Raw genomic sequence first — 17,496 nt, 5'->3', positions numbered from 1 at the left:
CGTTTGAAATATGGAGGCTAGTCATGCATTTTCTTCTACTAGGAGCAACAGGAAGAGTCGGAACTCGCGTTTTAGAGCGAGCTTTGGCAGACAATCATAAAGTAACTGCACTGGTACGCAATCCACAAAAGGTCAACCAGCGCTCCGAACAGCTTACCTTGCTGCAAGGCGACGCCTGCCATCCCGGTGACATTCGTCACTCCTTGGAGAGCGTAGACGTCGTCATCAGTTGCCTCAATACCGATGGCGGCACGGTGCTGACGGAGTCCATACCTCTTCTCATCGAAGCTATGAAGGAACAAGGCGTAAGCCGGATCGTCACCATTGGCACAGCCGGCATCCTGCAAAGCCAAGAGCACCCCGGCCTGCTGCGCTACGAGACGCCGGACACAAGACGTTCCTCTACGCGAGCCGCCGAGGAGCATCGCAAGGCCTGGGAGCTGCTGCAAGCCTCCGGCCTCTCTTGGACGGTCGTCTGCCCAACCTACCTGCCAGACGGCGAGGCGCTGGGCACCTACCGTGTCGCGCGCGAATTCCTGCCGGAGGATGGCAAGTCGATCTCCGTGGGCGATACGGCGGATTTTACCTACAGCGTTGCGTGTTCGCAAGAGTATGTTGGCTGCCGAGCAGGATTGGCCTACTAACGGAAAAGAGGCTTTCCCAACAGTCATCCAATGACCAAGGGAGAGCCTCTTTTTGCCGTTTAATAACGTCTGCTTCTTTCTTTGGACAAAGCAGCAATGTTCAGCCATGAGATCACGATACCGACAATACGGAACACGTACCCCGCAACCGGAATAAAGCTCAAAAACGCCATAATGATGTTAATGACTGTCTTTGTCGTCGTTCCATTATGGGTGAGGATGGCAAAGACCAAGTTCACAAACACGAGCGGGATTACCCAAGCGCACGACCACAGGTAAACGAATGGGATCAAGCCTAGCAAATATCCCACAGCGATTGCGATTTCCGACAGCAGCTGAAGCAAATTTAGCAAACGAAGTGTATCTGGACGCATACAACCCCTCCATTTCAGTGAGGAAAAGATTTATTGCTGTTATTGTAGCATAGGCGGCACAAAAAAACCGCCCAGGCAGCATGGCCTGACGGTTTTTTCTCGTTTGCGCCTGGAAAAGTTCCTACAAGCCGCTCCGCACTTCGTCCTCGCCGGCGGCTGCCGTCTCCGGATGACCCTGCTGCAGCTGGTACATCTGGTAGTACCGCCCGAGGTGCCCCATCAGCTCCTCGTGGTTGCCGCGCTCGACGATTTCGCCATGATCGAGCACCAGAATTTGGTCGGCGTTTTTGATCGTCGACAGCCTGTGGGCAATGATGAAGGTGGTCCGCCCCTTCGATAGCACCTCGAGCGCCGCCTGGATGACGGCCTCGGTCTCCGTGTCGATGGAGGCCGTCGCCTCATCGAGGATCAGGATCGCCGGGTCGAACGCCAGCGCCCTGGCGAAAGAGATCAGCTGCCGCTGCCCGGCCGACAGCGTGCTGCCCTTCTCGATCACGGGCTCGTCGATGCCGTGCGGCAGGCTTTGAAACATAGCCGCTGCACCGACCTCGCGCAGCGCCTCCTCGACCCGTTCCCGGGTGATGGACGGATCATCCAACGATACGTTGGATGCAATCGTCCCTGTGAACAGGAACGGATCTTGCAGCACGATGCCCATATGCTGCCTTAGCAGCTGCTTGGGCATCTCGCGCACATCGCGGCCGTCGACCGTGATGCGGCCCTTGTTCACATCGTAGAAGCGGAACAGCAAATTCAAGATGGAGCTTTTGCCTGAGCCGGTGTGCCCGACAAGCGCAACGGTTTGCCCTTGTTTGGCCTCGAAAGTGATGTCCTTCAACACGTCTTCGCCTTCTTTATAAGCAAAACGAACATGCTCAAACTTCACGTTGCCCAGATAACGTTCGGATTTCTCAGTCGCCACGGGAATGCCCTGCTCATCCAGCAGTTCAAATACACGATCGGCCGATACAATGGCTCGTTCCAGGTTGGGCAGTTGATTCACGATCCCCACCATAGGGTGGAACATCCGGTTCAAGTAATCAACGAATGCGTATAGAACACCAACTGTGATTAACGAATGTAAGGAGCTTCCCCCGACGTACCAAATGAGACCGAAGAAGAACAAATTCCGCACAACGTTCATAAGGTTATGGGAGGTCAGCGAGTTCAGGCTGAGCAATTTATTTTGATAATGCGTGTATTCCTCGTTCAATTGCTCGAATTCTTCCGTCGTTTCCTTTTGCCTGCGGAAAGCTTGAATGATCGTCATGCCTTGAATCGCCTCATTGATCATACCGTTGATGGAACCGATCCTTTCACGGATCTCGTGATTATAGTAAGAGGCATATTTACGGTAAACAATAATCCACGCATACAGCAGAGGAAGCACCGGCAGCGTGAATAAAGCCAAACGATAGTCTAGTATAAACAACGCGACAATAATACCAACAATATAAATCGTCCCTGTAAAAAAGTTCGCCAACACCTGAACGTACAAGTCTTTGACAGACTCTGTGTCGTTCGTGATCCGTGAAACAATTTTACCAGCAGGCTGATTGTCAAAATAATTGATCGGCAGCCGCTGGATTTGCGCAAACACATCGCTCCGCATGCGCTGAATGATGCGATTCGCCGCGGACTGCAGCAGATACCGCTGACCATAGGTAAATCCGGCGCCAATGAGAATTAACACGAAGTAGACACCGGCCAGCTTCATCAAGCTAAAAAATTCAGGCTCATAAAACGTGTACAGTTCCTGAATGCTGAGCTTTCTAGCCGGATACTCGGCTTGGTCTGTACCCTGCGTAATCGTCAGCTTCCCATCTTCCGTCAACTTGCGGGCGCCGTCAAAGACGAGCGGTTGATCCACCCATACAAACTGGGTGCCCACCTGCAGAATCCGAATTTCATGCCCCTTCGGCTCCCCTTCCGCAAAATGATCGCTCCGTTTATAAAAACCTCCGTTCATCGGAACTGCGTTCTCTGTTTTCGTTGCCGACGTGGTCTCGAACCACGGCTTCTCAATACCGAGAATGTGCGTGTCGATCATCTTCTTGGCGATGAAAGGACCTGCCAGCTCTGTCGCAACGGCGACAGATAAGCATAACAGCGCGATCAGCAGAGGTTTTTTAAACAATGCCGCATATTGAAATAATCGCTTGCTTGTATGTTTCATTAGGGTTTTCACCTTCTTTTCATGAGATCATCGTTTTGTCCGTTCAGCCGACCTGCTGCTCTTCTAACTGCTGACGGTCATACTGCTCTTTGTACCACCCGCCGAGCGCGAGAAGCTCCTCATGCGTGCCTTCTTCCACGATATACCCTTCATCGAGCACGAGAATCCGATCGGCATGTTGAACCGCAGACAGGCGGTGCGTTGTGATGAGTGTCGTTTTGCCGGCACGCTCGGAGCGAATTCCTCGGATGATTTCGGCTTCCGTCTTGGCATCCACGGCAGAAAGCGCATCATCCAGCATGAGAATTTCTGGATCTACATAAAGCGCCCGCGCGATAGATACGCGCTGCTTTTGACCGCCGGATAAAGCCACGCCCCTCTCGCCAACCAAGGTTTCCAAGCCTTCCGGCAGGAACTCAACGTCTTTGCGGAAGGCGGCCAGTTCAAGCGCTTGAATAAGCTGCTCCTCTGTGCCTTGGCTTGCGCCGAACTTAATGTTTTCCTTCACCGTTTTGGAGAAAAGAATCGGCTCCTGTGGCACATATCCGATCCATCCATGTACGGTGTCGATCGTCAACTGCTCTATCGGCGTATCGGAAATGGCGATCGTGCCTTTTCCAGGCGGATATTCGCGCAGCAGTTGTTTGAGCAGCGTCGTTTTGCCGCTTCCTGTCCGCCCTACAATGCCTAGCGTCTGTCCACGCTTGAGCTCAAAAGAGATATTGACGAGATTATCGATAGAAGATGACGGATAGCGGAAGGTGACTGCTTGGAAGCTAATCGAATTAGGCAGCAGCATGGTTGTTGCATTCGGTTCATCTGTGACATCGGGTTTGTAGCCAAGGGTCTCATTCACCCGATCCAATGAGGCATTGCCGCGCTGCATGATGTTCATGAGTTCCCCGATTGCGAACATCGGCCATATCAACATGCCGAGGAACGTATTGAAGGAAACGAGTTCCCCAAGTGTCAATTCACTATGAAACACCATGTATCCGCCGTAACATAATCCAATTAGATAAGAGATGCCGACAAGGATTTTGACCGTGGGTTCGAATAGAGCATCGATAAGGGCAACGGCAATATTTTTACGAAAAACATCGTCCGTCATCGCTTTAAAACTTTGTTCACTAGCCTTTTCCTGTACAAAAGCGCGTATGACGCGTACACCGGCTATCGTTTCAAGCACCCGGTCATTCATTTGACCGAAAGCATCTTGTGCGAGAATGAATCTCTCGTGAATTCGCCCGCCATAAATGGTGATCGCAGCAGCCATGAAAGGCAGAGGAAGGATTGAAGCAAGCGTCAGCTTCCAGCTAATGAAGAAGCCCATCATGCAGAGGATAGTCAGCATAAACAACGTGGAGTCTACGAAGGTCAAAATCCCAAAGCCTGCTGTCGTCGACACCGCTTGCAGGTCGTTCGTAGCTCTAGCCATGAGATCGCCCGTGCGGTTGCGTTCATAAAACGTTGGCGTCATGCGCAGCAGCTGCCTCATCAAGCGGGAGCGGAGCACGCGCTCCAGGACGAAGGCGCCTCCAAACAGCTGATACAGCCAAACATACGACAAGCCATAGCCGGCTACAATCAGCGTCCCCCAGAAGGCGAGCAGCTGGAACAGTTTGCTGCCAGTTAAAGTCCCCATGTGTATACCATCAATCGCATAGCCGATCAGCTTCGGAGGTATCACATCAATGATTCCGACGATAATGAGCAGCCCAATCGCCAGCGTATATCGCTTCCAATTCATGCGGAAGAACCAGCCTAATTTTTTTAATACGATAAACATCGCTTTCATCACTCCTTTACTTTACTTATCCACGCAAAAAGGCACACCGCACGCAGCGATATGCCTTTTCGAAAACAGAAAAGCGCTCGTTACGAACTTCTTCGTAACCCGCGCTTCTCTTCATTAGCGTATATGAAGTGGTTGCAGCAGCCGAACAAACACCCTTAAGGCGTATCGGTATCGGCTAACAGGCGGGTTACTCCGTATGAATTTGTATGGTCGTTATCTTTGTGCTCAAAATGCGCGTTTGGATCCAGAACCAACTTAATCATCTTGAAACCCTCCTTCTCTACCGCAAACCGTCTTGCGTCCTTAATCATTTCCAAAAGTTGTATATCTGCGCTTACAGAGGTGATCTTAACACCCTTTTCAAGCCCCTGTCAATCGGAGAAAAAGACTATAAAAGAACTATCTTACCCTGCCAATTTCGGATCAGAATACTTGCTTTTTCCCCTTGTGCGATTGTCACACATGTTTCAAATTCTCGCGGCATATTCATAGCATATGAGTTCATATCGCGCAGGGGGAGTGGATGGGCATGGTCGATCAAGTGTTTGCCTTGTTAGGATGGATTGCCGCATTCGGAGTCGTAATTGGAGGCGTTGTTGCACTCGTTGCCAGATTCGTTTCGCGCGATTCGACGAAATACGATATGATTTTTTTGTGGGATAATCGGTATACGCTGGAGGAGTTAGAGCTGGACGAGCCTGTATGAGGATTAGACAAAAACAGGGCTATCTCAACGGGTCTGAATAGACCTGATGGATAGCCCTGTATTTATTGTGCCGCAGGTGATGACGCAGGTCCCTTAGCTCCTTGAGCTCTAGGGCCTTGTCCATTTGGCTCACCTTGTCCGCTAGGTGCTTGTCCACCCGGTACTCCGCCCCCTGGTGCCATAGCCGGGGCATTCATGGGTCTATGTACCATTTGACCGCCAAGATGGCCTGTATAACTGACGAGGATCACAGCCGCGAGCGAGCCGATCAAATACATCGGATGCCGGCCTGCGTCTTTCTTTTTCCAAATGAGCAAACCTACACGAACTACCGCAAGAACAATCGCTGCAAGCATTGTTAATTTCGCATAGAATTCATGAGGGACAACCAGGGGATTACGCCAAGGAGACGGGCCCGTCATGACAGCCGCAATCGCCCCAAGCGCACCTACCACAAGGCAGAGCATACCGGCAGAGTGCCACTCCCGTTTTTTCATGATCATCGCAATAATATCAAAAACAAAACTGAAAATAAGAAGTGCGATAGGGACATGCGTCACTATGAAGTGCAGATTGTTCAAGATATAATCCATCAATCTCTCTCCTCACTCATCTTTTTCATTTACACTACAAAGTGTAGTGTTTAATAAATGGAAAGTCAAGCCTTGCCAATCAGGGCTCTAAATGAGCCCCATCAGCAGGATAGCGATCAACAGGGATACCACTATTCGAAGCCTTGGCCACGGTAGTAAGAAGGTCATTTGCGGGTCAAGAATATGTTTGATGCGAACATTTATGGATGTTTCAGCGAAAGAGGCATGAGATAAGGATAGATTCGGTACCGGTGATTGTTGTTTGAGTAGTTTGAGGAGAGCGCTGCCCAAATCGGCAGGTTGATTCATTTGACCAATGGCATACTTATCTGCCCTAAGTTCAATCATAATGGGGTATTTCTTAGCAAGCCATGCAAAGATCGGGATATACCACAGCGCCTTAGAGATGACGGACAGTAGGAAAATAGCGAGCGGATCGCGATGCTTCAAATGGCATTTCTCATGGTCGATAACGGCATGAAGCTCTGTGGGGTCCAACATGTCGAGTAACCCCGTCGATAGGATGATTTGCGGCTTCCGAAAGCCTATCGTCATGGCGGTTGGCGCTTTGGAAGCAATAATTCGCAGTTGATGCTCAGCAAGCTGATACATGCCGCGGTATTGCAAGGTGAGCGCAGCATCCTGGTGTTTGGCAACCAGCTTCTTGGCTTTCATCGCTTGGAAGGTTTGCCGCATAATTAGCAAAAGGACCGCGCTAAGGGTATAAAGGATCACAACATTCACCAAATTAAGCGCAATGGGTGCAGGGATATGAAGATTTTTGAATAAGATAACGCACAAATCAAAGATGTTATAGCGTACATGCCATTTGAAGAGATGCTGTCCCACAAAAAGCAGCATTTGTCCCAAGACAAGCCCCGACAAGGCTAAAGAAGCAGCATACAGCCATTTCAATCGCTTTTCCATCATCGTTATCGATCCTTTTTCATTTCTTTGATTTTTTGCTCCAATTGGTCGAGCAGACCGGGATCCACTTTATCCAGCGCATCCACCATATGAGTCACCGCCAAGGAGCCGAACTCTTCAATCAGATCAAGCGTGAGCTCTTTGGACTGAGCTTCCATGAAGGCTTCCCTTGTAACAACCGGTTTGTACTGGTACGAGCGGGCAAGCGCCTTTTTCTGCAAAATACCTTTGTCCACCAAGCGGTTCATCACCGTCATGACGGTATTGAAATTGATCGCTTTAGCCTCCTTATCAAGCTTCTGTTGGACGTCTTTAATCGTCATTTCCTCGGCGCTGTTCCATAGAATCTCCATGATCTTAGCCTCTAAGGGACCGAAAAAACGGTTAAGCCCGCTTCCTTCATATTTAAAATTTTGCATTTTCATGATAGACACACTCCTTACACTACAAATTGTAGTAGGAGTCGCGCAGCGAAGTCAAGATATGCTGTTAAAAGAGTGGGATTTCACTTTACATTTCGTTAAAAGAGATCTATAATACTTACATATAGTAAGTAATTAATTATTTTAAAGTAAAGGAGCGATTCTTATGCATATACAAATATTTTCGGCTGATCAACAAGGTGTTGGGGCTTTTGACGGCGGCAACTTTATCGAGCAGCGGGCCATTAGCTTTCCGAGAGAGAAAACGGCTGTGGATCGTGTAGGTCCCTTATTTTATTGGGCTTGGGGTCACGCAACCGATGTTGCTGAGATCGGCATGCATCCGCATAAAGCGTTCGAAATCGTCACTTATGTGATCGAAGGTCTCGTAGAACACCGCGACTCTCTTGGCTCACTGGAGACCGTCACGGACGGCGGTGCTCAAGTCATTCAAGCCGGATCCGGCGTCTCTCACGCGGAAGCCTTCCGCACCGCTGGCACCGAAGGCATGCAAATCTGGTTCGAGCCTCACCTTAGCCAATCGGTGAAAAAGCCCGCCACCTACAATCAATACGAACATGCGCAATTCCCGGTCGTCCAACAAGATGGCGTAACGGTGAAAAGCGTCATTGGCGGAGAGGCCCCCATTCAGCTGGATACAGACGCTAACATGTTTGATTGGATCCTTGAGCCGGATGCATCATTCACGTACTCCCTCCACCCGAAGCGGCAGCTTGCTTTCCTCGCTATTCGAGGACAAGGCAGCAGTGAAGCCGCCGCAGATGGCAACGGTCCTCAGGCCATCTCCCACAAGGATTTCGTCGTTGTCCAAAATGACAAACAAGCCGATGAAATCCTGCTGTTGAAGGCGGATGACGCGCAAGGCCTGCGCATCATTGCGATTGAAGTGCCGGTAGATCCGGGCTACGCGTTGTACCATAAATAATACGATGAGATGTCATCGCAGCGGGGCTATCAGAGCAGATCAGGAATGATCTGACGGATGGCCTTTTCGGCTTGGGTTGCGGGGAGTGGCGGGAGTGGCTTAAGTGCTGGAGTAATCGGGAGTCAGAATGGCTTGGGGGCTTAGGTAGTTGAAGTAGCTTGGGAGCGGTAAGTGCAGCTTGGCGAAAAATTGACCTAATGGGAACTACGGGCCCTTATTCTTCGAATAAACGTCACTTCCGCTAGTCGAAGGGAACTACTGGCCTTTATTTCGTCCCTTCGCCGCCAAATGTGAGCTTTTCGAGGCAAATAAGGCCCTGTAGTTCCGTCTAACCATGAGAACTGTCTATTTAGCCAAAATAGCGCCCTGTAGTTCCCCACGCACAACCTACCGCAGAAAAATCAAAAGAGCTACCCCCAAGTAGTTGAACTACTCCCAGGATAGCTCCCTTTGATGCTATTCCAACGATTGAAGCCTAGCTTCGTCCTCGCTGAGCGATTCAGCAGCTTGCTGCACGGCCGGCGCGTCAGATTGATCTGCAGCCTGTTCCAACGAGTTCTCGGCTTTACCGATAGCATTCCGAGCCTCTTGCAGCGTCTGAGGTGTCGGATGGGACATCGCATGGTTCACCGCTTGATGGACATTATCGGCTGAATTTTGTGCGGAAGAAATCGGATTCTGTGACTGTAGGCTTGAATCGGTCTTGGTCATCGTTTCAATGAGCCTCCTCAAATTAAAATCATTACAAGGGCTATATTGAGGCAATTGGTCACATTTTATACCCTGTATTTCATTTCAACTTGATCTGAAGCATGCCATCGGAGGAAAGCCACAAAAATCCAATAGGCCAGGCTCGCCCCAAATATGTTCAAAATCAAATCATCCACATCCAAACTCCCCACTCTGAGCAGCATTTGCAACACTTCCAAGCCTACCAGCGGGCAACCAAAAAGCAGTAGAAACACCCTGTACCGCTTCGCCACCTTAAACAAATACGGCAGAATGAACCCATAGGGCATGAAGACGCCTATATTACCAAATAAATTGATTACCCATGTCCGCATCGGAAACAAATGGGCATGCCGAATATACATCCCAATGGTCCTGAAAGGAACTATATTGTAGTTATACTCAAAATGCCCCCCGCTTCGCAGGCTCTCACGCCCAAACCCCCAGAACATCCAATACAGCAAACAGCCCGTGTAACCGATAAAAAGCAGCCATACGATCTGCCGGATAAGCCTCTTCCTCATGATGATCGCCCTCCCCCTGCTCCCCGCTCTGCTCTGCCAATAAAGAACCCTCCCTTCAGTCACGACTGAGGAGAGGGTCATACATGTCCTGCTGCTTCCGCAGGCTATTTGTTCGCCGCATCCAAAAATTTGAGAGAGTCAAAAGCCTTTTTCAAACGAGCTTCATTAGCCTCTGTTCGAACCGCTTCGTCCATGCGCAGCGTAACGGTATAAGTCATTTGATTTTGGCTGAAAATGTACGTTGTTTCTTTGTAAGGCACTTTGGCACTCACATAATTAACTTCGTATTTCTTCGCCTTCACGCCGCCAAGCACTGTCGTTTCCTCATCGGTATAGGCATATTCGCTATCGCTATCGTGACTCTTCTTCTGCGCCGCGTCCTCTTCTTTTACCGCATCTTCATAAGGTGTGATGGTATCTGCGCCGATCGTCAAGTATCCTCCGGTGAAAAGGAAGGACTTGCTCACTTGGTCTTTGTTGTCGTATGACTTGCTGCTTGTCCACATTTCAGGAATTTGCAGGGTGTATTTATATTTCTCATTTTTATAGGTAATGGTACGATTCGGATCCATCAGTTCGTCCAGATCTTGAATGAAACCAAGCTCTTGGTCCATGTGGTCTTTATCCACTTCAATCGTGGAGGTTAAGGTGTGCAAGAGATCATTGATCTCAGCCCCCTCCTCCTCCTGCGGATAGCTGACTTCAACCTCATACTTATATTTATCCTTAATGAAAAAGAGCGAGTACCCCGCGGTCCATTTGTTGCCCAGTGTTTCGGCATGAGCTGTCTTTAAAGCTGGAACCCCGGCCAAAGTAAGCTCCTCAGGGGCGCTGATCTTACGATATTTCTGCACATACTGCGCTTCAAGCTGCTTGCGCTCACGATCAGCCCACGCGGTTAACGTGTCGCCGGATGAAGCCGACGTCACCTCAACTTGCAGCGATTGCGAATAATCCGAATTAAAGAAGGAGGAGCTTCCGGTATAACTGCTTTTCTGCCAGTTGGAAGGCAAGGCAAATGATAAGCCATACTCATTCGTATAGGTCGTATTGCCGTTAGAATAAACCGAAATATCTTTGAGCGATTCATCTTGCGCATTAAAGGAAAGCTTAAAAGAATCAAGTAAGTCATTATAGCTATTTTGTTTAAAATCGTTGTTATAGTGATCTTTCGTTACAAATAATTGCACTTTATATAGGCGCCCTTGGTGAAGATAACCACGCGTTTGAATGTAGCCGTCATCTCCGGAACGGCCAACAATTTTGGCAAACGGACCGCCTTCGCGCTTTACATATTGGCGCTCCAGAATCGTGGATGCCGCCATATCATTATAGTCATCATCTTCACTGCCGGTTAATTTGTTCAAAAGCGCCGACGGAGACAGCTCATCGCTCTCGTTATCAACTTGGATGGACAAGGAGAACTCTCCTTTGGCATCCATGAAGCTAACCGAATCGCCCTCCTCGGATTGGTGCCCTTTCACTAAACCTGCCGGATACTTCATCGACCAGCCGAAATGGCTGTCGCCGATCTTGGTTTTACCGCGGTCCGCGTCCAAATCAGACCCCTCCGCGTCTTCCTTCCACTTCGTTTCGGGATGAAGCACTTCGCCGAGCGTAACAGACTTCGTCACGGTCGCACCCTCTGACTGAATGGTGATATCCACCTTCTCATCCGGCAAATACTTCTTGATCGCCTCATTGTAGTCGACCAGCGTTTTCACCTTGTTGGCACCGATGGAAACCACCAGATCATCCTGCTCAATGCCCGCGGCCGCGGCCGGTGAATCAGGATCGACATAAGCAACCCGAAGTCCTGTTGAGCTAGGCAAACCAACGACGGCCTCCCAGCTTTCTTCCAGCTCCAGCCCCAAATAAGGACGCTTTACTTTCCCGTACAACTTAAAATGCTTCAACACATACTTGACGGTGTCTACCGGAATGGCAAAGCCGAGATTTTCAACCCCGAAATCGGCATATTTCATCGTATTAATACCGATAACCTCACCATTCATGTTAATTAATGCGCCCCCGCTGTTGCCTGGATTGATCGCCGCATCTGTTTGAATAAGCTGATATTGCGAGCTAACCGAGCGGTCAAGTCCGCTGACAATCCCTACCGTAACGGAATTACGCAAAGCGAAAGAAATCGGCGTCCCAATCGCCGCGACGGTTTCGCCCACTTTAATGTCCGAGGAAGAAGCGAAAGTCGCGGGCGATAAGCCGGTGGCCTCGATTTTCACCAATGCCAAGTCGCTCTCCTCATCGATATTCGTGGCATGCCCGTTATAGGTAGTGCCGTCCGATGTAACAACAACGATATTTTTCATATCTTTGACAACATGTGCATTCGTCACGATGACGCCATTGGACTCGACGATTACGCCTGTGCCGTGTGCAAGATTAAAACGATTTTTCTCCAGTGTTTTATCTGAATCGTAGGATGGCTTGCCGATAATTGCAACAACCGACGGTGAGGCTTTTTCAATCACTTTAGGAACTTCGGCATTTATTTCGGCTGCATAAGAAGGTGACGGCCCCTGCAGGGAAACAAGCAAGAAGGCGGCCAGTAACGCTGTTGCCCCTTTTTTAGCAACGGTATTCCAATTCCCCATGACGGTCTTCCTCTCTTAACAAAATATGACAGTGACTAGAATCTAGCATATTTGTGATAGAGAGACAATACAAATTTTCCCACATAAAAAGGGGTTTATCGACATTCCGCTATACGCTGCGGGTGGGTGTAGACCGTTAATTGGTCCCTTCGGATAAAACCAACGACCGTAATTCCTAGGTCTTGCGCTAATCTAAGCGCCAAGTCCGTTGGGGCAGATTTCGACAGCAAAATACCGACTCCGATTTTGGCAACCTTGAGTACGACCTCAGAAGAGACCCTCCCGCTAAAGGCAATCACTTTATCACGAACAGGTATTCGCTGTCTCAGCGAGTGACCATATATTTTATCCAGTGCATTATGCCTTCCGATGTCCGACCTGCTCAAGAGCAGCTCATCCGCCGTGCACAGGGCTGCATTATGCAGTCCCCCCGTAGCTCGAAAATCCGCCGACTGCTCCTGCATGAGACTCATAAGGTGAAAACACTGCTGAATCGTAATCTGAAGTTTCGTAGAAACGGTTTTGGCCGTGCGAGCGTCATTGTGAAAATAAAACTGACGGCTTTTGCCGCAGCAGGAGCCGATGAACCGTTTGGACACCATTTGTTTACTTAGCTGGTGCAAATGCCGCAGCTTCACATAGGCGAAGCCGCGTTCCTCCTCTAATGTGAGGGACTCAATCTGATCGACGAATCGAATCAAGCCTTCAGAAGCAAGAAAGCCGGTAACCAGATCAACCGAATCCGTTGGTGTGTACACCAGCGTAGCGAATTCCTCGCCATCCACCTTGATCGTTAACGGCGTCTCCGTCGCGATCGTGTCCTCTTGAGGGAGAATTTCCGTGCCATTATAGCGGTAAATGTTCCATGTTGTCGTTGAAGAAAGCCCTGGCTCCGCTGGCTCTGCAGACTTCAGAGATTCGGCAAAGCCAGTAGACTCAACCCGATCTTGTTCGTTTTCCAACGTCATCACCCCGCCTCGATCTCCAGCTCTTCAATCCGCTTCTCGACGTAACGCGTGTCTTTGTGGGCATGGTACGTTTCTGCTTTCTCCACAATAACCGCTGTATTATATTCCGGGATGCCGGCATGAGGCTCGTAAACGCCTTTCGGGATCAAGCTGTTCCCTTCCGGCCAGTGGACTTCAATATTGCCGGTTTTGATCTCGGCAAATTTGACCCTGCCGTGCATGCTGCCGAACCGGTTGTAGACCACAATCGCCTCCCCTTCGCTTAGAGCAAGAGGCGCCGCATCCCCGGGATGGATCAGCACATCGTAACGATCCGCTTCGTTGAACGGATCGATGTGGCTGTAGATCATCGAGTTGAACTGTTTGCCGCGCCGCGTCGTCACGGCAAAGTGGCCCTCCGGCTTCCGCAGCTGCGGAAGCTCAATCGGCAGCAGTGCGCCGCGACCATCCGGCGTCGGGCAGACGCCGTCCTCGCACAGCCAAGCGCCGCCGTATTGAAATACATCACCGCGCTCACGCAGGTGCTGGATGCCATTATAGCTTGGCGCGGCCAGCGCAATCTCCTCGCGAATGGCCGCGGCGCTGCCGCAGCCGAGATGCCGGGCGGCGTCTTCGGGTTTCACGCGGCGGGCCAAATCGGCGTAGATCGCCCACTCCGCGCGGGCTTCGCCGATCCGCGGGCCGGCGATCTCGGGCGAAAAGTACACCATCCGCTCCGTCGAGGTGGACGTACCTCCCCCTGGCTGCTCGTAACGCGTCATCGCCGGCAGCACCACCACGGCCTCCCGCGCATCCAGCAGCGTGGAGCTGTTCAGGATGATGTCCTGGTGAACACGGACATCGACTGCGGTTAGAGCTTCACGGACGAATGCCGGGTCAGGCATCGTCTCCAGGAAATTGCCTCCGGATGTGTAAAACAGCCGGAGCTTCCGCTCCTGCTCCTCGGGCAGAAGCGCGTTCTCCAGGGTGACACCGACGATGTCACCCTGCCAGCTCGGCAGCGCGAAGCCCCAGAGCTGCTCGATGCGGCTGCGGTCGACGGCACTGCTGATGTCGCCGCCGGGCAAAGAGAAGGGATCCGCGCCCATTTCGCCGGAGCCCTGCACCCCGCTGTGGCCGCGGATGGGCATCAGCCCGCAGTGTTCGCGGCCAAGGAAGCCGCGCAGGAGGGCGAGATTCGCCACCTGCGAGATGTTGTCCGTGCCGAAGCGGTGCTGTGTGAGCCCCATGCTCCACACGAAAACTGCGGACGCGGCACGCGCAAGCAGCTGAGCGAACTCGCGCATGCGTTCGCGGGAGAGCCCGGACGACTGCTCAAGCGTCGTCCAGTCCTGCTGCGCCACGTGGGCGCGCAGCTGCTCGTAGCCGTTCGTGTGCGCCTGCACGAACGCATGGTCGATGGCGGAGCCGGGCGCAGCCTCCTCCATCTCGAACCATACCTTCATGACGCCGTTCATGAAGGCAATGTCTCCGCCGATGTTCACTTGGTACACATCGTCGGCAAGCTTGGTCCCGAATAATGCCGATTCGGGAATGGAAGGAATCCAGTACTGCTCCATAGAGGGCTCATAGTACGGGTTAATGACAATGATCTTCGTCCCTTTGCGCTTGGCCGCATACATATACTTCGTTGAGACCGGCTGATTGTTCGCGGCCACACTGCCCCAGAACACAAGGACGTCCGTTCCGATCCAGTCCTTGTAATTACATGTTGAAGCCCCGACACCGACGGAGCGCTTCAAAGCCGTCTTCGACGGCGAATGACAGATGCGCGAGGCATTGTCGATATTGTTTGTGCCCAGCAGCCTCGCCACCTTGGCCGCCGCATAATAAGACTCATTCGTGATACCTCTCGCCGTCAGATAAAAGGCCATCCCCTTCGGGTCAATTGCCCGCGCCTTCGCTGCAATCGTGTCCATCGCCTCATCCCATGTGGCGCGGCTGAATTTCCGCTCCCCGTGCCGCCGTATGAGCGGATAAGGAATACGCCCGAGCTGCCTTAGCTCTGTGCTGCTCATGCGGCTCAGCTCGTCGATGTCCGCATGGAGCAGCTCCTCCCGGATCGCCGGCATCGTATTCAGCCGAAGCACGTTCAGCCGTGTTGTGCAGAGATGCGGCCCTGCCAGCGTCTGGTCGTAAAGCCCCGACACACCTAATGCACAGCCATCGCAGACCCCTTGCGTTAATATTCGGTAGGCATAAGGAAGATTATCCCGATTCTGCCAAGCAATTTTGGCCGTTTCCCGAATATGCTGCGGCTTCACTTTGCCTAACCCGAACGGCACTTTGCTGACCCACAGCTTCGGATCCGGCTTGGCGGGCAGCTTGATCGGCCCGGTGTGCTTCGTTTTTCCCATTATAAGCAGCTCCTTTATCATGATATTGGATTGATATGAAGCAAAAAACCACCGCAAAACTCGCCCTGCAAGCTTCCTTTTCAGAAAGTTACAAGCGATGTTCTACAGTGGTTAGTCTCCGGCAGGTTCGCTACCAAGTGCCAAGCACTTTGATTATGTATATGCCATTCTTAGCAAATCTTGCCTTGGGAGGCATGTTTGCCTTTGCGTTTGATGGTGCCATGTATGGAAGTCACGCCCTCAAACTGCAAAAAGTACATCAAATTTATGCCAACTACGCATAACTTAGATTGAATCCTGCAAAAAGTACATCAAAATTGGGGATAAAGCTCTATTTGGTGGCTATAGTCCGTAATTTTGCTGTATAAAATACACGATTCACTCTCAAAATCGCAAAATTGCGATGTTTTGCTGCACTTTTTACATGATTGTACAGCTTCAATGGTCTCTGGTCTGTGGTCTGTGGTCCCCTGTCTACGGTCAACAGTCAGACAAAGTTCCCCATAACAACCACAGCCTACTTCCCGCCAAACTTCTTCTCCAAATCCTGATCAAAAACGAATACGGACATCCCCAAGTCCTGCTCAATGTCGATGTCAACGAACAGCTGGACGAATTTCGCGCCGAGCAGTTCTTCCATCTCCACAGGGGGATAATCGCGATACATCTCTTTGACCATTTCCGTGCGAGCCGTGCGGAGCATTTGTCTGCCATCGCCCGTCTTCGCCATGAACTTCTCCACCGGTGATAGGTTGCCAGCCATTTCGCAGATCGCCCAGCACTTGCAAAAAGTCGTCGTAACGCGCTCCGGCCCTTTGCCCATATGCCTTTTGCGATAAGCCTTGACCAGGTTACTGAATTCGGCCTCCATTCGGTTCATCGGCCATCCACCTTTATGTTTGCTCCTTCAATCATAGCAAGAAAGCGCATACCTGACTAGGGGGAGGTTGTGCCTGCAAACCGCTCTCCTCAATCGCGCTCCTCTTCGTCCCATCTACGGGAGTACGCCTTCCGAGTTACCCAGAATGTTGCTCCAAGTATGATAACAAGGGCAATTACGCCCAAAATAATAGCGCCGGTCATTTCCTTCCACTCTCCTTTTATGCCTTACCTATACAATACCTGAAATGCGTGGAGCCGTGCAAAGAGCATTTTACAAGGAGCGTAGAAGTGAAATCGTGTATTGACAGGATCGAAATACGTATCTAAGATATTGATTAGTCACCTAACAAAAAAGGAGGATATCCGTGTCGCGTCACCCGAATCCCGAATCACTCACACATATGATGTCTCATTTGCTGAAAATGCACCGCCGGACGATCGATCAAATCATTCATCCGTATGACGTTTATCCCGGACAACCGCCGTTGCTCCTTGCCCTGTCCGCCGAAGACGGACTCAGTCAGCGCGAGCTTGCCGCGCGCATACACAATAAGCCGGCAACACTGACGGTTATGGTTGACCGCATGGAGAAAACAGGCCTTGTTGAACGCCGGCCAGACCCAACGGATCAGAGGGTTACCCGCGTTTATTTAACAGATAAAGGCAGGGAAGTCACCGTCCATGTCAAGGAAGCCATTAAGGCGACGGATGAGCTGACCTTTTCGCATTTTCTGCCTGAGGAAATCCTCCTATTCCGCCGTCTTTTGCTTCAAATGCAGGCGAATCTGCGTCCGAAAGAGGAAGAAAATTAGTTAGCCACCAAACAAAAGAAAGG

General features: G+C 50.9%; 17 protein-coding genes. 5 read left to right on the top strand and 12 right to left on the bottom strand.

Features of this window, described 5'->3' with window-relative positions; translation table 11 throughout:
• The first annotated feature begins 23 nt into the window (after positions 1 to 23).
• Positions 24 to 644, top strand: a complete 621-nt coding sequence (locus ACUN27_RS01645) for an NAD(P)-dependent oxidoreductase (RefSeq protein ID WP_326063055.1) — start codon at positions 24 to 26, stop codon at positions 642 to 644.
• A 59-nt stretch (positions 645 to 703) separates the two neighbouring features.
• Here ACUN27_RS01645 and ACUN27_RS01640 read toward each other — a convergent pair whose 3' ends face one another.
• The 3 genes from ACUN27_RS01640 to ACUN27_RS01630 all read right to left on the bottom strand — a co-directional run bounded on the left by ACUN27_RS01640 (position 704) and on the right by ACUN27_RS01630 (position 4,983).
• The gene (locus ACUN27_RS01640; RefSeq protein WP_315954513.1) at positions 704 to 1,018 is read right to left on the bottom strand and encodes a hypothetical protein; all 315 of its coding nucleotides are present in this window, start codon (positions 1,016 to 1,018) and stop codon (positions 704 to 706) included.
• 121 nt (positions 1,019 to 1,139) lie between these two features.
• A complete protein-coding gene (locus tag ACUN27_RS01635) occupies positions 1,140 to 3,194 on the bottom strand; it encodes an ABC transporter ATP-binding protein (RefSeq protein WP_445558288.1) in 2,055 nt (684 codons plus the stop codon).
• Positions 3,195 to 3,237: 43 nt separating this feature from the next.
• A complete protein-coding gene (locus ACUN27_RS01630; protein WP_315954511.1) occupies positions 3,238 to 4,983 on the bottom strand; it encodes an ABC transporter ATP-binding protein in 1,746 nt (581 codons plus the stop codon).
• 532 nt (positions 4,984 to 5,515) lie between these two features.
• Between ACUN27_RS01630 and ACUN27_RS01625 the strand changes: the two genes are divergently transcribed.
• A complete protein-coding gene (locus ACUN27_RS01625) occupies positions 5,516 to 5,698 on the top strand; it encodes a hypothetical protein (protein WP_315954510.1) in 183 nt (60 codons plus the stop codon).
• Positions 5,699 to 5,760: 62 nt separating this feature from the next.
• Here the strand turns inward: ACUN27_RS01625 and ACUN27_RS01620 are convergent, their stop codons facing one another.
• From ACUN27_RS01620 to ACUN27_RS01610, 3 genes are all read right to left on the bottom strand, one after another.
• A complete protein-coding gene (locus tag ACUN27_RS01620; RefSeq protein ID WP_315954509.1) occupies positions 5,761 to 6,291 on the bottom strand; it encodes a DUF2231 domain-containing protein in 531 nt (176 codons plus the stop codon).
• Positions 6,292 to 6,378: 87 nt separating this feature from the next.
• Positions 6,379 to 7,221: a M56 family metallopeptidase gene (locus ACUN27_RS01615; RefSeq protein WP_315954508.1), complete on the bottom strand. Its 843-nt coding sequence runs from the start codon at positions 7,219 to 7,221 to the stop codon at positions 6,379 to 6,381.
• 2 nt (positions 7,222 to 7,223) lie between these two features.
• Entirely contained in the window at positions 7,224 to 7,643 is a 420-nt protein-coding gene (locus ACUN27_RS01610; RefSeq protein ID WP_315954507.1) for a BlaI/MecI/CopY family transcriptional regulator, read from the bottom strand.
• 163 nt (positions 7,644 to 7,806) lie between these two features.
• Here ACUN27_RS01610 and ACUN27_RS01605 point away from each other — a divergent pair, with 163 nt between their 5' ends.
• Positions 7,807 to 8,586: a pirin family protein gene (locus ACUN27_RS01605; protein WP_445558287.1), complete on the top strand. Its 780-nt coding sequence runs from the start codon at positions 7,807 to 7,809 to the stop codon at positions 8,584 to 8,586.
• A 456-nt stretch (positions 8,587 to 9,042) separates the two neighbouring features.
• Here the strand turns inward: ACUN27_RS01605 and ACUN27_RS01600 are convergent, their stop codons facing one another.
• The 5 genes from ACUN27_RS01600 to ACUN27_RS01580 form a co-directional block, all read right to left on the bottom strand.
• Positions 9,043 to 9,297 (bottom strand): hypothetical protein, encoded by a 255-nt coding sequence (locus ACUN27_RS01600; protein ID WP_315954505.1) that lies wholly within the window; start codon positions 9,295 to 9,297, stop codon positions 9,043 to 9,045.
• Positions 9,298 to 9,362: 65 nt separating this feature from the next.
• Positions 9,363 to 9,839 (bottom strand): VanZ family protein, encoded by a 477-nt coding sequence (locus ACUN27_RS01595; protein ID WP_315954504.1) that lies wholly within the window; start codon positions 9,837 to 9,839, stop codon positions 9,363 to 9,365.
• 104 nt (positions 9,840 to 9,943) lie between these two features.
• The gene (locus ACUN27_RS01590; RefSeq protein WP_326062972.1) at positions 9,944 to 12,454 is read right to left on the bottom strand and encodes a S1C family serine protease; all 2,511 of its coding nucleotides are present in this window, start codon (positions 12,452 to 12,454) and stop codon (positions 9,944 to 9,946) included.
• Positions 12,455 to 12,549: 95 nt separating this feature from the next.
• A complete protein-coding gene (gene fdhD, locus ACUN27_RS01585) occupies positions 12,550 to 13,422 on the bottom strand; it encodes a formate dehydrogenase accessory sulfurtransferase FdhD (RefSeq protein ID WP_445558286.1) in 873 nt (290 codons plus the stop codon).
• On the bottom strand, positions 13,422 to 15,779 hold the full coding sequence (locus ACUN27_RS01580; protein WP_445558285.1) for an FdhF/YdeP family oxidoreductase: 2,358 nt from the start codon (positions 15,777 to 15,779) through the stop codon (positions 13,422 to 13,424). Before ACUN27_RS01580 ends, fdhD begins: the two co-directional genes overlap by 1 nt.
• Before the next feature lie 35 nt (positions 15,780 to 15,814).
• Here ACUN27_RS01580 and ACUN27_RS01575 point away from each other — a divergent pair, with 35 nt between their 5' ends.
• The gene (locus ACUN27_RS01575) at positions 15,815 to 16,063 is read left to right on the top strand and encodes a hypothetical protein (RefSeq protein WP_315954500.1); all 249 of its coding nucleotides are present in this window, start codon (positions 15,815 to 15,817) and stop codon (positions 16,061 to 16,063) included.
• Positions 16,064 to 16,296: 233 nt separating this feature from the next.
• Here ACUN27_RS01575 and ACUN27_RS01570 read toward each other — a convergent pair whose 3' ends face one another.
• On the bottom strand, positions 16,297 to 16,659 hold the full coding sequence (locus ACUN27_RS01570) for a DUF2294 domain-containing protein (RefSeq protein ID WP_315954499.1): 363 nt from the start codon (positions 16,657 to 16,659) through the stop codon (positions 16,297 to 16,299).
• 367 nt (positions 16,660 to 17,026) lie between these two features.
• Here ACUN27_RS01570 and ACUN27_RS01565 point away from each other — a divergent pair, with 367 nt between their 5' ends.
• Positions 17,027 to 17,473 carry a MarR family winged helix-turn-helix transcriptional regulator gene (locus tag ACUN27_RS01565; RefSeq protein ID WP_326062974.1) on the top strand — a complete coding sequence of 149 codons (447 nt, stop codon included), beginning with the start codon at positions 17,027 to 17,029 and terminating at the stop codon, positions 17,471 to 17,473.
• Positions 17,474 to 17,496: the final 23 nt, after the last annotated feature.

It is taken from the genome of Paenibacillus sp. WC2504 (assembly GCF_052682475.1).
This window is presented reverse-complemented; position numbering and strand designations above follow the sequence as displayed.

Coding starts and splice junctions, on each gene's coding strand:
- ACUN27_RS01590 (WP_326062972.1), bottom strand. CDS start 12,454: ATGGGGAATTGGAATACCGTTGCTAAAAAAGGGGCAACAGCGTTACTG.
- ACUN27_RS01570 (WP_315954499.1), bottom strand. CDS start 16,659: ATGAACCGAATGGAGGCCGAATTCAGTAACCTGGTCAAGGCTTATCGC.
- ACUN27_RS01595 (WP_315954504.1), bottom strand. CDS start 9,839: ATGAGGAAGAGGCTTATCCGGCAGATCGTATGGCTGCTTTTTATCGGT.
- ACUN27_RS01635 (WP_445558288.1), bottom strand. CDS start 3,194: ATGAAACATACAAGCAAGCGATTATTTCAATATGCGGCATTGTTTAAA.
- ACUN27_RS01610 (WP_315954507.1), bottom strand. CDS start 7,643: ATGAAAATGCAAAATTTTAAATATGAAGGAAGCGGGCTTAACCGTTTT.
- ACUN27_RS01575 (WP_315954500.1), top strand. CDS start 15,815: ATGAAGCAAAAAACCACCGCAAAACTCGCCCTGCAAGCTTCCTTTTCA.
- ACUN27_RS01620 (WP_315954509.1), bottom strand. CDS start 6,291: ATGGATTATATCTTGAACAATCTGCACTTCATAGTGACGCATGTCCCT.
- ACUN27_RS01645 (WP_326063055.1), top strand. CDS start 24: ATGCATTTTCTTCTACTAGGAGCAACAGGAAGAGTCGGAACTCGCGTT.
- ACUN27_RS01600 (WP_315954505.1), bottom strand. CDS start 9,297: ATGACCAAGACCGATTCAAGCCTACAGTCACAGAATCCGATTTCTTCC.
- ACUN27_RS01630 (WP_315954511.1), bottom strand. CDS start 4,983: ATGTTTATCGTATTAAAAAAATTAGGCTGGTTCTTCCGCATGAATTGG.
- ACUN27_RS01625 (WP_315954510.1), top strand. CDS start 5,516: ATGGGCATGGTCGATCAAGTGTTTGCCTTGTTAGGATGGATTGCCGCA.
- ACUN27_RS01605 (WP_445558287.1), top strand. CDS start 7,807: ATGCATATACAAATATTTTCGGCTGATCAACAAGGTGTTGGGGCTTTT.
- ACUN27_RS01615 (WP_315954508.1), bottom strand. CDS start 7,221: ATGATGGAAAAGCGATTGAAATGGCTGTATGCTGCTTCTTTAGCCTTG.
- ACUN27_RS01640 (WP_315954513.1), bottom strand. CDS start 1,018: ATGCGTCCAGATACACTTCGTTTGCTAAATTTGCTTCAGCTGCTGTCG.
- fdhD (WP_445558286.1), bottom strand. CDS start 13,422: ATGACGTTGGAAAACGAACAAGATCGGGTTGAGTCTACTGGCTTTGCC.
- ACUN27_RS01580 (WP_445558285.1), bottom strand. CDS start 15,779: ATGGGAAAAACGAAGCACACCGGGCCGATCAAGCTGCCCGCCAAGCCG.